Raw genomic sequence first — 13886 nt, 5'->3', positions numbered from 1 at the left:
CGCACTGGTGGACATCGTGCCGCAAAGTCGCGCCCGCGTGGGTCGCGAACGGGGAGATTCTGCGGCGGTCGTACCCTCGGGCCGTGATCTCGCGCGTCGCTGTGCTGCCGCATCCGCCGCTGCTGGTGCCCGAGCTGCTCGGCGGCGGCGACGCGGAGGCCGACGCCGTCCGCGCGGCCTGCCTGGCCGTCGCCGGGGAGCTGGCGGCCTGCTCCCCGAGCTGGACGGCCGTCGGCGTGGGGGCCTCACCCCCCTCCGGGGTGGGCACCTTCGCCCCCTTCGGCGTGGACGTGCGGGTCACGCTGCGTGACGAGGACGGCGCGCCGGACCCCGGCTGGCCGCTGTCGGCGCTCATCGCTGGCTGGCTGCGCGGGCAGGTCGGCGCCCGCGAGGTCGACCTGCGCACAGTGGCCCCCGACCTCTCCCCCGACGCCTGCGCCGAGCGCGGCCGGGAGCTGATCGGCGCGACCGCGCTGCTGGTCCTCGGCGACGGCTCGCACCGGCACGGTCCGCGCTCCGTCGGCCGCCCCGACGAGCGCGCCGCGGCCTTCGACGGCCGCGTCGCCCGCGCCCTCGCCGACGCCGACCCGCACGCCCTGCTGGCGCTGGACCCGGCCGAGGCCGCCGAGCTGGGCGCGGTGGGCCGCGCGCCCTGGCAGGTGCTGGCGGGCGCGGTGCTGGCCGACGGCAGGCGCTGGCGGTCCACCCGCGCACAGGCGCTGACCCCGTTCGGCGTCGCCTACCACCTGGCCGTCTGGGAGCCGGTGTGATCGCGGTCGTCGGCCCGACGGCCACCGGCAAGACCGACCTGGGCGTCGCCCTGGCCGAGCGCTTCGGCGGCGAGGTCGTCAACGCCGACGCGATGCAGCTCTACCGCGGCATGGACATCGGCACCGCCAAGGCCACCGCCGCCGAGCGCCGCGGCGTGGCGCACCACCTGCTCGACGTGCTCGACGTGCGCGAGACGGCCTCCGTCGCCGCCTACCAGCGCGACGCGCGGGCCGCCGTGGCGGACATCGCCGCGCGCGGCGGGGTCCCGGTGCTGGTCGGCGGCTCCGGCCTCTATGTGCAGGCCGTCCTGGACGACCTGGAGTTCCCCGGCACCGACGCGGGCCTGCGCGCCGCGCTGGAGGCCGAGCTGGCCGAGGTCGGGGCCGCGGCGCTGCATGCCCGGCTGAGCGGCCTCGACCCGGTCGCTGCGGGGGTGATCCTGCCCAGCAACGGCCGCCGGATCGTGCGCGCGCTGGAAGTCATCGAGCTGACCGGCCGCCCCTTCTCGGCGACCATGCCCCGGCCCGGCCCGGCCCGCTACGGCGCGGTGCTCATCGGCGTCGACCGCGACCCCGCCGAGCTGGATGCCCGCGTCGACACCCGCGTGACCCGCATGTTCGCCGCCGGCCTGGCCGAGGAGGTGCGCACCCTGGAGTCCCACGGCCTCCGCGAGGGTCGCACCGCCTCCCGGGCCCTGGGCTACCAGCAGGTCCTGACCGCCTTCGACACCGACGGCGACCTGACCACCGCCGCCGAGGAGACCGCCCGCGCCACCCGCCGCTTCGTGCGCCGCCAGCGCTCCTGGTTCCGCCGCGACAAGCGCGTCACCTGGCTCGACGCCGCCCGCCCCGACCTCCTCGACGCCGCCAGCGCCCTCGCCCACCGGTAAGCTCGACCCCGCCCGCCCGCGGCGCACACCCCTCCCGCCCGGGGGCAGACCCCCAGGTCACAAACCCATCGGCGGGGCACCGACAGAAACGGACCACGCTCGACATGCCCATCCCGTTCCGCAAGGGCCACGGCACGCAGAACGACTTCGTGCTGCTGCCCGACCCCGACGGCGAGCTCGACCTGACCGAGGCCCGCGTGCGCGCCCTGTGCGACCGCCGCCGGGGGCTCGGAGCCGACGGCGTGCTGCGGGTCGTGCGGACCAAAGCCGTTCCCGACGCCCCGGAGGGCATGGACGGTGACGTGTGGTTCATGGACTACCGCAACGCCGACGGGTCGGTCGCGGAGATGTGCGGGAACGGGGTGCGGGTGTTCGCCCGGCACCTGGTCGAGCACGACCTGGTCGAGGCGGCCGAGTTCCCGGTGGGGTCGCGGGCGGGGGTGCGCGCCGCGACCGTGCGCCCGGACGGCCAGGTCACCGTCGAGATGGGTCCGGTGCGGCTGCTCGGCACGTCGACCGCGACCGTGGGCGGGCGGGCGTACGAGGGCGTCGGCGTGGACGTCGGCAACCCGCACCTGGCCTGCGCGGCCGAGGACGTCGCGGGCCTGGACCTCACCGCCCAGCCCGGTTTCGACGCCGACGCCTTCCCGAACGGGGTGAACATCGAGTTCATCGCCCCCGCGGGGCCCGGCGCGATCCGCATGCGCGTGCACGAGCGCGGCGTCGGCGAGACCCGCTCCTGCGGCACCGGAACCGTCGCCGCCGCGGCCGCCGCGCTGGGCGGGGCGGGCGAGCTGACCGTGCACATCCCCGGCGGCACCGTCCACGTGACGGTCACCGCGACCGGCTCGACCCTGACCGGGCCCGCCGAGTTCGTGGCCGACGGGGAGATCAGCGACGAGTGGTGGGCGGCCCAGTCCTGAGCAGCCCAGTCCTGAGCAAGCCCAATCCTGAGCAGGTCAGTCCTGAGCGGCGTGGGTGGCCGACGGCTCGGGGCGTGACCAGGCCGTCTTGAACCACAGCGTCGCCACCACGGCCATCGCCGCCGCGGTGATGACCATGCCGATGCCGGGGCCGGGCGAGTCCAGCCCGGCCGCGGACTGCCGGGTCCAGATGGCCAGCATGCCGTCCACGGTGGCGAACCAGCCGCCGATCGCGCACACCCAGGCCAGCACCCACCGCCGGGTCACCAGCGCCAGCACGGACGTGCCGATGCCGAAGGCCAGCGAGGTCGCCGCGAACAGCCTCGGCACCATGCCCGCCTTGCCCGCCGCGTCTCCGGTGCCGAAGAGGACCTCCCAGCCCGCCGCCGAGCCCATCCACGGCAGCAGATGGCCGATCATCAGCGCGAACACCCCGACGGCCAGGACGACCGCGCGCCCGCCCAACTCGTCCATGGTGCGCGCGGCGCGGCGCTCGGCGGCGCTCACCGGGGTGCGCAGGTCCTCCGGACGCGGGCCGGGGACGCGGCGCTCCCCGGGGCGGACGTCCTCCTCGGGGGTCATCGGAGCGCACATCCCGTCGTCTCGGCCGCAGCGGGCGGGGGCGTGCCGAAGCCCGGCAGACCGAGGCCGACGCCGTTGGTCTTCGGGCGCAGTCCCGCCTCGTGGTTGTCGCCCGCCCTGGTGCGCCGGTGCGAGACCAGCGGGCCGTCGGCGACCAGGTGGTGCGGGGCGGCGTAGGTGACGGCGACCTCGACGATGTCGCCGGGGCGCACGTCGTCGGCCCTGGTGAAGTGCACCAGCCGGTTGTCGCGGGCACGGCCGCTCATCCGGCGGGTGTCGGCGTCCTTGCGGCCCTCGCCGGTGGCGACGAGCACCTCCAGGGTCCGGCCGACCTGCTCCTTGTTCAGCTCCCAGGCGATCTCGCCCTGCAGCTCCACCAGGCGCTCGTAGCGCTCTTGCACGACCTGCTTGGGCAGCTGGTCGGGCAGCTCGGCGGCCGGGGTGCCGGGTCGCTTGGAGTACTGGAAGGTGAAGGCGCCGGAGAAGCGGGCCTGGCGGACGACGTCGAGGGTGGCCTCGAAGTCGGCGTCGGTCTCGCCGGGGAAGCCGACGATGATGTCGGTGGTGATCGCCGCGTCCGGCATGGCCGCCCTGACCTCGTCGAGGATGGCCAGGTAGCGGGTGGAGCGGTAGGAGCGGCGCATGCGGCGCAGCAGGTCGTCGGACCCGGACTGCAGCGGCATGTGCAGCTGGTGGCAGACGTTCGGCGTCTCGGCCATGGCGGCGATGACGTCGCTGGTGAAGTCCTTCGGGTGCGGCGAGGTGAACCGGACCCGCTCCAGGCCGTCGATGTCGCCGCAGGCGCGCAGCAGCTTGCCGAAGGCGTAGCGGTCGCCGAACTCCACACCGTAGGAGTTGACGTTCTGCCCGAGCAGCGTCACCTCCAGCACACCCTCGGCGGCCAGCGCCTTGACCTCGGCGAGCACGTCGCCGGGCCTGCGGTCCTTCTCCCGGCCGCGCAACGAGGGCACGATGCAGAACGTGCACGTGTTGTTGCAGCCGACCGAGATCGACACCCACCCCGCGTAGGCGGAGTCGCGGCGCGCGGGCAGCGTCGACGGGAAGGTCTCCAGCGACTCCAGGATCTCGACCTCGGCGCGCCGGTTGTGCCGGGCGCGGTCGAGCAGCACCGGCAGCGAGCCGATGTTGTGCGTGCCGAACACGACGTCGACCCAGGGCGCGCGGCGCACGATCTCGCCGCGGTCCTTCTGGGCCAGGCAGCCGCCGACGGCGATCTGCATGCCCGGGTTCGCGGTCTTGACCGGCGCGAGGTGCCCGAGGTTGCCGTAGAGCTTGTTGTCGGCGTTCTCGCGGACCGCGCAGGTGTTGAACACGACGACATCGGCGACCCGGTCGGACCCGGCCGCGACGTAGCCAGCGTCCTCCAGCAGCCCGGAGAGCCGCTCGGAGTCGTGGACGTTCATCTGACACCCGAAGGTGCGAACTTCATAGGTGCGCATCTCAATCGCCGAGGGTACGCGTCGGCGCATCGCGCCCCGGTGGCCACCCGCGTCTGGCACGATCAGCCGATGAGCAGGTGGCGGCTGGCGGGAGCCCTCGTGGCTGTGCTGGCGCTGCTGGCCGCCTGCAACACCGGCTTCGAGGACGTGCGGCTGCGCATCTCCGGGGGCCCGGAGCGGGGCGTCTACTCCTCGCTGTCCGGCGCGCTGGCCGACGCCTGCGCCGCGCGTCTGGGCATGCCGCGGCCGGAGGTGATGGTCTCGGCGGGCTCGCCGGAGAACCTCGACCGCCTGGTCAACGGTGAGGCGGACGTCGTCTTCAGCGCGGCGGACGTGGCCACCTCCGACCGGCCGGGCCCGCGCAAGCCGATGGCGCTCGCCCGCCTCTACAACGACTACCTGCACCTCGTGGTCGGCGACGACCAGAGCCAGGCGCGCGAGCCCATCGCCAAGGTCGGCGACCTGCTGGGCAAGCGGGTCTCGATCGGCGGGCGGACCTCGGGCGTGGCGGTGATGGCCGGGCGGGTGCTGGAGACGGCCGGGCTGACCGGCGACAACGCCCCCGAGCTGCACCACCTCACGTTGAACGACTCGATCGAGGCGTTCAAGCGCGACGAGATCGACGCGTTCTTCTGGTCCGGCGGCCTGCCCACCGAAGGCATCTCCAAGATGCGCGCGGACAACGTCGACTTCCGGCTGGTCGACCTCACCGATGTCCTGCAGCGCCTCACCGACCGCTACCCGGTCTACAACGCCGAGCTGATCCCGCCGTCGACCTACCGTCTGCAGGGCAGCGCGGTGAACACCCTGTCGGTGCCGAACTACCTGCTGGCCACCGACGCCATGTCTGATGACCTGGCCACCGCGCTGGTCAAGACCCTGTTCGACGCCCAGCCCGCCCTGGTCGAGGCCAACAAGGCGGCCACCGCCATAGACATCCACTCCGCGATCGAGACCCACCCGGTGCCCCTGCACCCCGGCGCGTTCCGCTACTACCGGGAATCGAAGATCTAGAGAGCGCGGGCGGGCAGCAGCGCGGTGACCCGCAGCCCGCCGCCGTCGGGCAGCTCCAGCCGCAGCTCGCCGCCCGCGTTGGCCACGATGCGGCTGACGATCGCCAGCCCCAGGCCGGAGCCGGGCACGTTCTGGTGGGCGTGGCTTCGCCAGAACCGGTCGGTCGCGCGCTCCAGCTCCTCCGGCCGCAGGCCCGGCCCGTGGTCGCGCACCGACAGCTCGACGCTGTCGTCCGCGCAGGCGACCAGCACCCGCACCTGCTCACCGGACGGGGTGAACTTGAGGGCGTTGTCGAGCAGCGCGTCGAGGATGGCGTCGACCCCGCGCGGCGGGGCGAGGGCGAGCACGTCGCCTGCCAGGCCCTCGATGTCCAGGTCGATGCCGCGGGCCGCGGCGACGACGTCCCAGTCGCTGACCCGCTCGGCCACCACCTGGTCGACATCGATGGGCACCAGGTCGCCGCCCGCGCCCTCGGCGCGGGCCATCGCCAGCAGCTCGTCCAGGATGCGCTTGAGCCGGTCGGCCTCGGCGGCGGCGGCCACCCGGTGCACCTCGGCGGTCTCGTCCACGTGGCCTTCCAGGTTGGCCAGGCGCAGCTTGAGCGCGGTCAGCGGGTTGCGCAGCTGGTGGGAGGCGTCGGCGACGAAGGCGCGCTGGGCGGCGAGGGTGTCGGCGACGCTGGCCGCCATCTGGTCGAAGGAGCGCCCGAGCTGGCGCAGCTCGGGCGGGCCGTGCGCGCTGCCCACCTGCTCGACCTCGCGCCCGCCGACGACGGAGCCGACCAGCGCGCCGGTGGCCTCGTCGAGCCTGCGCACGGGCCGCAGGATCCACTGGATGACCGGCACGGCGACCAGCAGCGCGAGGGCGAACGCGGCCACGCCGCCCGCGGCGATGAGCAGCCACGTCCAGAGGACGCGGCCGCGGCTGCGGTCGGTGGGCGAGACGGTGACGACCGCTCCCCGGACGTCGGTGTCCACCAGGACCGGCGCGGCGAGCACCAGCGGGCTGTCGTCCCAGGGCATCAGCAGCTCACCGGCGTTCGGCCGCCGCCCGGCCAGCGCCTCGCTGAGCTGGCTCTGCACGACCGGGTCCCCGATGTCGACCTCGCTCTCGCCGTTGCGCCCCGACCCCACCTGGACGCCGCTGTCGCGGTCGACCACGACCACATCGATGCCGTAGATCTCGTGATAGCGCCGCAGCTCGTCCTGCATCGAGGCGGGCTGGCTGTCGATGAGCGGGCGCTGGGCCATCGAGGCGTAGTGGTTGATGTCGGTCAGCCGGTCGAGGAACAGGTCGCGCTGCTCGGCGCCCGCCACCGACAGCGCCAGCGGCACGCCGAGGCCGAAGACGACGAGGGCGACCAGGAACCAGACCATGCCCAGCAGCCGGGTCCGCATGCCACCCCCCGATCTCCGACGGCCGTGTCAGCGCCCAGGATGCCTCACTCGGACCGCTCGGGTTTGTCCGCCAGTCGGTAGCCGACCCCGCGCACGGTCTGCACCAGGTCCATCCTGCCGAGCTTGGTGCGCAGGTTGGCCACGTGGACGTCGAGGGTGCGGTTCTCCGCCGCGCCCGAGCGGCCCCACACCTCGGCCAGGATGTGCTCGCGCGAGCAGACCGCGCCGCCCGCGCCGACGATGAGGCCGAAGACGTGGAACTCCTTGCGCGAGAGCGCGACCGGCTCACCGTCCACAGTGACTTCGTGGCGGTCGAAGTCGATGCGCACGCCGCCGATGCTCGCCGAGCCGCCCGCCCCGGTGGCCGCGGGCGCCTTGCGCCTGCGCACGGCCTGCACCCTGGCCACGAGCTCGTCCACGTCGTAGGGCTTGACCAGGTAGTCGTCGGCCCCGGCGCGCAGCCCGAGGATGCGATCGTCCACCTCGCCGCGGGCGGAGACCACGATGACGGCGACGTCGCTGGCCGCCCTGATCTGTCGACACAGGACGATGCCGTCCACGTCGGGCAGGCCGAGGTCGAGCAGCACGACCTCGACATCGGCGACCGCCTCCAGCACGCCCGCGCCCGAGGCCAGCCTGCGCACCGCCAGCCCTCGCCGGGTCAGCGCCGGGACGAGGGCATCGGCCACCCGGTCGTCATCCTCCACGAGCAGCACTCGCAACGCGTGTCCCTCCTGATCGCCGCACCCGGGTGTGACAGAGTTGAGACCCTAAGTGTTGCTCAAGCCTGGTGGACTAGGACGGCCGTCGGAGTAGGTTTCCGACAATCCGCCCGCCCACCATCGCCAGAACGCGCTCGTGGAGGACCCGCATGACCGCCCAGAACCCCGCTCCGCCGATGATCCGGATGGAGTCGGTGAACAAGTTCTTCGGCCCGCTGCACGTCCTCAAGGAGATCAACCTGGAGGTCCCCCGGGGCCAGGTGGTGGTCGTCCTCGGGCCGTCTGGATCGGGAAAGTCGACGCTCTGCCGGGCCATCAACCGGCTGGAGCCGATCAACTCCGGCACCATCGAGGTCGACGGCAAGCCGCTGCCCGCCGAGGGCAAGGAACTGGCCAGGCTGCGCGCCGAGGTCGGCATGGTGTTCCAGAGCTTTAACCTCTTCGCCCACAAATCGATCGTCGAGAACGTCACGCTCGGCCCGGTGAAGGTGCGCAAGCAGCCTGCCGCCGAGGCGCGCAAGACGGCGATGGAGCTGCTGGAGCGCGTCGGCATCGCCAACCAGGCGGGCAAGTACCCGGCGCAGCTCTCCGGCGGCCAGCAGCAGCGCGCGGCCATCGCGCGGGCGCTGGCCATGAAGCCCAAGGTCATGCTCTTCGACGAGCCGACCTCCGCGCTGGACCCGGAGATGGTCCAGGAGGTGCTCGACGTGATGACGACGCTGGCCAAGGAGGGCATGACCATGCTCGTGGTCACCCACGAGATGGGCTTCGCCCGACAGGCCGCCAACCGGGTGATCTTCATGTCCGACGGCGAGGTCGTCGAGGACAGCACCCCCGAATCCTTCTTCACCGCCCCCAAGTCCGGGCGCGCGAAGGACTTCCTCGGCAAGATCCTGACCCACTGAGGACGCACCCCAGGCGTGCCCCCGCACGCCCGAACATTCTGGAGTGGAGATCGATGAAGTTTCGTAGCCTGGCGGCGGGCCTGCTGGTCAGCGCCCTCGCGCTGACGGCGTGCGGCAAGGAGGGCTCCCCCTCCGGCGGCGGCACCAACCCCGCCCCGTCCGCCGACGCCGGCGTGACCGTCGAGGGTTCGCCGACCTTCGACAAGATGAAGTCCGCCGGCAAGGTCGTCATCGGCGTCAAGGAAGACCAGCCGAACCTCGGCTACAAGGACCCGACGACCAACGAGTACTCCGGCTTCGACGTCGAGATCGCCCGCCTGATCGCGGCGAAGCTCGGCTTCGACGCCTCGAAGATCGAGTACAAGGCCATCCCGTCGGCCGGTCGCGAGCAGGCGATCATCAACGGTGACGTCGACTACTACGTCGGCACCTACACCATCAACGACAAGCGCAAGCAGCAGATCTCCTTCGCCGGACCGTACTTCGTCGCCGGCCAGGACCTGCTGATCAAGGCCGACGACACCGCGATCACCGGCCCGGAGACCCTCAAGGGCAAGAAGGTCTGCTCGGTCACCGGCTCGACCCCGATCCAGCGCGTCCGCGACGACAAGCTGACCGAGGACGCCAACATCGTCGAGCTGCAGACCTACTCGCAGTGCGTCACCCAGCTCGACCAGGGCCAGGTCCAGGCCGTCACCACCGACGACGCCATCCTGAAGGGCTACGCCGCCCAGGAGCCCGACAAGTTCAAGGTCGTCGGCAAGCCCTTCTCCGAGGAGCCCTACGGCATCGGCCTGCCCAAGGACGACAAGGCCCTGCGCGACAAGGTGAACGACATCCTGGAGGCCGCCTTCACCGACGGCACCTGGAAGTCGATCTACGACACGACGCTGGGCAAGTCCGGCTCCCCCGCCGAGCCGCCCACCCTCGACCGCTACTGATCACCCGCTGAGCGGCGCCCGCGGTTCGCGGGCGCCGCTCAGTCACACTTGGACCGGGGAGTCCGATGGACGTTCTGCTCGACAACACCGACATCTTCATTCGGGGTTTCCAGAACACTCTGCTGCTGTTCGCCTTCTCCGCCGTCGCGTCGTTGATCCTCGGCACCGGCCTCGCCATGCTGCGGGTCAGCCCGGTCCCGGTCTTCCGCGCCGCGGGCGCCACGTACGTCACCATCGTCCGCAACACCCCGCTGACGCTGGTCTTCTTCTTCTTCGTCTTCGCGTTCCCGCTGCTGAAGATCATCAGCCAGGACGACTTCACGCCCTTCCTCGGCGCGGTGATCGCCCTGTCGCTCTACACCGCCGCGTTCGTCTGCGAGGTCATCCGCTCGGGCATCAACACCGTGCCCGCGGGCCAGATGGAGGCCGCGCGCGCGGTGGGCCTGACCTTCGGGCAGACCCTGACCTCCGTGGTGCTGCCGCAGGCCACCCGCTCGGTCGTGCCGCCGATGATCAGCACCTTCATCGCGCTGCTGAAGAACACCACGATCGCCTCCGGCTTCTCCGTGGTGGAGGCGGGCGCGATCCGCGACTACCTGTCCGAGCGCGGTGAGGACGTGCTGGTCGGGCTGCTCTGGGTCGCCGTCGCCTTCGTCGTCCTCGTCATCCCGCTGACGCTGCTGCAGCGGGTTCTGGAAAAGCGCTGGAGCGTGGCCCGGTGAGCGTGAACACCGCACTGTTCGACTTCCCCGGCCCGAAGGCGCGCACCCGGCACCGGCTCTACGCCGTCGTCGGCATCTCCGCGATCGTGGCGTTCGTGGCCTTCGTCGTCTGGCGCTTCGCCGACTCCGGCCAGTTCGAGGCCAGGCGCTGGGAGTGGATCCAGTACGAGGCCATCCAGGTCGCCCTGCTCGAAGCGCTGCTCAACACTCTCCGGGCGTTCGCGGCGGGCGCCGTGCTCGCCCTGCTGTTCGGCGCGATCATGGCGGCGGGCAGGCTGTCCGACCACGCGATCCTGCGGGTGCCCGCCACGGCGATCGTGGAGTTCTTCCGCGCCGTGCCGCTGGTCATCCTGATCTTCGTCTTCCACTACGGCCTGAGCCTCGGCAGCCCGTTCTACTCGGTGGTGCTCGGCCTGACCCTCTACAACGGGGCGGTCTTCGCCGAGATCTTCCGCGCGGGCATCCTGTCGCTGCCGCGCGGGCAGAGCGAGGCCGCCTACGCCGTCGGCATGCGCAAGACCCAGGTGATGAACCTGGTGCTGCTGCCGCAGGGCCTGCGCGCGATGCTGCCGGTGATCGTGAGCCAGATGGTCGTCCTGCTCAAGGACACCGCGCTCGGCTTCCTGATCACCTACGAGGAGTTGCTGCGCTACGCGCGCTACCTGGGCAGCTTCGCCGAGTTCGGCAGGCCGCTGGTCCAGCTGACGTTCGTGGTGGCCGCGATCTACATCGTGATGTGCCTGCTGCTGACCTGGCTGGCCAACTACCTGGGCAAGCGCGAGCGGCGCAGCAAGAAGCACGTCGACCACGGCGACATCCTGGACAAGGAAGTCGAGCGGGTCTGACGGACGCGGAAAGGCCCCCGGGGAAGATCCCCCGGGGGCCTTTTCCATGCTGGGTTAGCGGCGGAACAGCTTGTTGCCCAGCCACACGATCGGGTCGTACTTGCGGTCGGCGACGCGCTCCTTCATCGGGATCAGCGCGTTGTCGGTGATCTTGATGTGCTCAGGGCAGACCTCGGTGCAGCACTTGGTGATGTTGCAGTAGCCGAGGCCGTGCTCGTCCTGGGCCTGCTGGACCCGGTCGGCGGTGTCGAGCGGGTGCATCTCCAGCTCGGCCATGCGCATGAGGAAGCGGGGGCCCGCGAAGGCCTCCTTGTTCTCCTCGTGGTCGCGGATCACATGGCAGGTGTCCTGGCACAGGAAGCACTCGATGCACTTGCGGAACTCCTGCGAGCGCTCCACGTCGATCTGCTGCATCCGGTACTCGCCGGGTTGCAGGTCCTTCGGCGGGGTGAACGAGGGGATCTCCCGCGCCTTGGTGTAGTTGAAGGACACGTCGCACACCAGGTCGCGCACGACCGGGAAGGTGCGCATCGGGGTCACCGTGATGACCTCGTCCTCGGTGAAGGTCGACATGCGGGTCATGCACAGCAGGCGCGGGCGGCCGTTGATCTCCGCCGAGCACGAGCCGCACTTGCCCGCCTTGCAGTTCCAGCGCACGGCCAGATCGGGCGTCTGCGTGGCCTGGAGCCGGTGGATGATGTCGAGGACGACCTCGCCCTCGTTCACCTCGACGCTGTAGTCCTGCAGCTCGCCTGCGTCCGCGTCGCCGCGCCAGACCTTGAACTTCGCGGTGTAGGCCACGTCAGGACGTCCTTCCGGGGTGCTCGACCAGCTCGGCGTCGGTGTAGTACTTCTCCAGCTCCGGCAGCTCGAAGAGCTCCAGCAGGTCCTCGCGCATCGGCACCTGCTCCTTGGGCGTCACCTCGACGTCGGGGACGAGGCCCTCGCCGCTGGTGGAGCAGACCAGCAGCGTGTTGCGCCACTTGTTGTCCATCTGCGGGAAGTCGTCGCGGGTGTGGCCGCCGCGGCTCTCGGTGCGCAGCAGCGCCGCCCGCGCCACGCACTCGCTGACCAGCAGCATGTTGCGCAGGTCGATGGCCAGGTGCCAGCCGGGGTTGAACTGGCGGTGGCCCTCGACGACGACCTTGTCGATGCGGGCGCGCAGCGCCTGCAGCGTGGCCAGCGCCTGCTCGATCTCCTCGGACTTGCGGATGATGCCGACGAGGTCGTTCATGGACTGCTGCAACTCGTTCTGCAGCGTGTACGGGTTCTCCGCGTCCTCGCTGGGGTCGAACGGGGCCAGCGCCGCCTTCGCCGCGGCATCCACATCGGACTGCGCGACGGTGGGCCGGTCGGCGAGGGACTGCACGTAGTCCGCGGCGCCGAGCCCGGCGCGGCGGCCGAACACCAGCAGGTCCGACAGCGAGTTGCCGCCGAGGCGGTTGGAGCCGTGCATGCCGCCGGAGCACTCACCGGCGGCGAACAGGCCGGGCACGGTGGCCGCGGCGCTGTCCGGGTCGACCTCGATGCCGCCCATGACGTAGTGGCAGGTCGGACCCACCTCCATCGGCTCGGCGGTGATGTCGACGTCGGCCAGTTCCTTGAACTGGTGGTACATCGACGGCAGCCGCTTGCGGATCTCCTCGGCGGGCAGCCTGCTGGCGATGTCCAGGAACACCCCGCCGTGCGGTGAGCCGCGGCCCGCCTTCACCTCGGAGTTGATCGCGCGGGCGACCTCGTCGCGGGGCAGCAGGTCCGGGGTGCGCCGGTTGTTCTCCTGGTCGGTGTACCAGCGGTCGGCCTCGTCGGGCGCGTCGGCGTACTGTCCCTTGAAGACGTCCGGGATGTACTCGAACATGAACCGCTTGTCGTCGGAGTTCTTCAGCACGCCGCCGTCGCCGCGCACGCCCTCGGTGACCAGGATGCCCTTGACGCTGGGCGGCCAGACCATGCCGGTCGGGTGGAACTGGACGAACTCCATGTTGATCAGCGTCGCGCCCGCGCGCAGGGCCAGCGCGTGGCCGTCGCCGGTGTACTCCCAGGAGTTGGACGTGACCTTGAAGCTCTTGCCGATGCCGCCGGTCGCCAGCACCACGGCGGGCGCCTCGAACAGCACGAACCGGCCGGACTCGCGCCAGTAGCCGAAGGCGCCCGCGATCCGGTCGCCGTCCTTGATCAGCTCGGTGACGGTGCACTCGGCGAAGACCTTGATGCGGTGCTCGTAGTCGCCGAACTCGGCGTGGTCCTCCTGTTGCAGCGACACGATCTTCTGCTGCATCGTGCGGATCAGCTCAAGGCCGGTCCGGTCGCCGACGTGCGCCAGGCGGGGGTAGGTGTGCCCGCCGAAGTTGCGCTGGCTGATGCGGCCGTCGGCGGTGCGGTCGAACAGCGCGCCGTAGGTCTCCAGCTCCCAGACGCGGTCCGGGGCCTCGCGCGCGTGCAGTTCGGCCATGCGCCAGTTGTTGAGGAACTTGCCGCCGCGCATCGTGTCGCGGAAGTGGACCTGCCAGTTGTCGTTCGCGTTCGCGTTGCCCATCGACGCCGCGCAGCCGCCCTCGGCCATCACGGTGTGCGCCTTGCCGAACAGGGACTTGCAGACGACCGCGACGCGCAGGCCGCGCTCGCGGGCTTCGATCACGGCTCGCAGTCCGGCGCCCCCGGCACCGATCACTACAACGTCGTACGGGTGCCGCTCGACCTCGGTCATGCCTCAGT

The 13886-nt window shown here is 71.5% G+C and carries 14 protein-coding genes; 8 read left to right on the top strand and 6 right to left on the bottom strand.

Annotated features, from left to right (window positions below):
- Positions 1-83: 83 nt before the first annotated feature.
- The 3 genes from ACFPM7_RS11770 (at position 84) to dapF (ending at position 2583) form a co-directional block, all read left to right on the top strand.
- The gene (locus ACFPM7_RS11770; RefSeq protein ID WP_378246958.1) at positions 84-770 is read left to right on the top strand and encodes a class III extradiol dioxygenase subunit B-like domain-containing protein; all 687 of its coding nucleotides are present in this window, start codon (positions 84-86) and stop codon (positions 768-770) included.
- The gene (miaA, locus tag ACFPM7_RS11765; RefSeq protein ID WP_378246956.1) at positions 767-1660 is read left to right on the top strand and encodes a tRNA (adenosine(37)-N6)-dimethylallyltransferase MiaA; all 894 of its coding nucleotides are present in this window, start codon (positions 767-769) and stop codon (positions 1658-1660) included. The genes ACFPM7_RS11770 and miaA overlap by 4 nt, the downstream gene beginning before the upstream one ends.
- 104 nt (positions 1661-1764) lie before the next feature.
- Positions 1765-2583, top strand: a complete 819-nt coding sequence (dapF, locus tag ACFPM7_RS11760; RefSeq protein WP_378246954.1) for a diaminopimelate epimerase — start codon at positions 1765-1767, stop codon at positions 2581-2583.
- A gap of 36 nt (positions 2584-2619) precedes the next feature.
- On the opposite strand, the gene ACFPM7_RS11755 is transcribed toward dapF, so the two are convergent.
- Together ACFPM7_RS11755 and miaB are read right to left on the bottom strand one after the other, a co-directional pair.
- Positions 2620-3165, bottom strand: a complete 546-nt coding sequence (locus ACFPM7_RS11755) for an Rv2732c family membrane protein (protein WP_378246952.1) — start codon at positions 3163-3165, stop codon at positions 2620-2622.
- Positions 3162-4655: a tRNA (N6-isopentenyl adenosine(37)-C2)-methylthiotransferase MiaB gene (miaB, locus tag ACFPM7_RS11750; RefSeq protein ID WP_378246950.1), complete on the bottom strand. Its 1494-nt coding sequence runs from the start codon at positions 4653-4655 to the stop codon at positions 3162-3164. Before miaB ends, ACFPM7_RS11755 begins: the two co-directional genes overlap by 4 nt.
- A 39-nt stretch (positions 4656-4694) precedes the next feature.
- Between miaB and ACFPM7_RS11745 the strand changes: the two genes are divergently transcribed.
- Positions 4695-5639, top strand: coding sequence for a TAXI family TRAP transporter solute-binding subunit (locus tag ACFPM7_RS11745; protein WP_378246948.1), 945 nt, complete (start codon positions 4695-4697; stop codon positions 5637-5639).
- Here ACFPM7_RS11745 and ACFPM7_RS11740 read toward each other — a convergent pair.
- Together ACFPM7_RS11740 and ACFPM7_RS11735 are read right to left on the bottom strand one after the other, a co-directional pair.
- A complete protein-coding gene (locus ACFPM7_RS11740; RefSeq protein ID WP_378246946.1) occupies positions 5636-7036 on the bottom strand; it encodes a sensor histidine kinase in 1401 nt (466 codons plus the stop codon). The genes ACFPM7_RS11745 and ACFPM7_RS11740 overlap by 4 nt on opposite strands.
- Positions 7037-7080: 44 nt before the next feature.
- Entirely contained in the window at positions 7081-7758 is a 678-nt protein-coding gene (locus ACFPM7_RS11735) for a response regulator transcription factor (protein ID WP_378246944.1), read from the bottom strand.
- A 176-nt stretch (positions 7759-7934) separates the two neighbouring features.
- On the opposite strand from ACFPM7_RS11735, the gene ACFPM7_RS11730 reads away from it, so the two are divergent.
- From ACFPM7_RS11730 to ACFPM7_RS11715, 4 genes are all read left to right on the top strand, one after another.
- A complete protein-coding gene (locus ACFPM7_RS11730; RefSeq protein WP_378247247.1) occupies positions 7935-8663 on the top strand; it encodes an amino acid ABC transporter ATP-binding protein in 729 nt (242 codons plus the stop codon).
- A gap of 53 nt (positions 8664-8716) precedes the next feature.
- Positions 8717-9604: a glutamate ABC transporter substrate-binding protein gene (locus tag ACFPM7_RS11725; RefSeq protein WP_378246942.1), complete on the top strand. Its 888-nt coding sequence runs from the start codon at positions 8717-8719 to the stop codon at positions 9602-9604.
- Between the two features lie 65 nt (positions 9605-9669).
- Positions 9670-10326, top strand: a complete 657-nt coding sequence (locus ACFPM7_RS11720) for an amino acid ABC transporter permease (RefSeq protein WP_378246940.1) — start codon at positions 9670-9672, stop codon at positions 10324-10326.
- A gap of 2 nt (positions 10327-10328) precedes the next feature.
- The gene (locus ACFPM7_RS11715) at positions 10329-11171 is read left to right on the top strand and encodes an amino acid ABC transporter permease (protein WP_378247245.1); all 843 of its coding nucleotides are present in this window, start codon (positions 10329-10331) and stop codon (positions 11169-11171) included.
- Between the two features lie 54 nt (positions 11172-11225).
- On the opposite strand, the gene ACFPM7_RS11710 is transcribed toward ACFPM7_RS11715, so the two are convergent.
- Both ACFPM7_RS11710 and ACFPM7_RS11705 read right to left on the bottom strand, forming a co-directional pair.
- Positions 11226-11972 (bottom strand): succinate dehydrogenase/fumarate reductase iron-sulfur subunit, encoded by a 747-nt coding sequence (locus ACFPM7_RS11710; protein ID WP_378246938.1) that lies wholly within the window; start codon positions 11970-11972, stop codon positions 11226-11228.
- A gap of 1 nt (position 11973) precedes the next feature.
- A complete protein-coding gene (locus ACFPM7_RS11705) occupies positions 11974-13878 on the bottom strand; it encodes a fumarate reductase/succinate dehydrogenase flavoprotein subunit (RefSeq protein WP_378246936.1) in 1905 nt (634 codons plus the stop codon).
- Positions 13879-13886 lie beyond the last annotated feature (8 nt).

It is taken from the genome of Actinokineospora guangxiensis (assembly GCF_042657845.1).
In the GTDB taxonomy this organism is placed as follows: domain Bacteria; phylum Actinomycetota; class Actinomycetes; order Mycobacteriales; family Pseudonocardiaceae; genus Actinokineospora; species Actinokineospora guangxiensis.
This window is presented reverse-complemented; position numbering and strand designations above follow the sequence as displayed.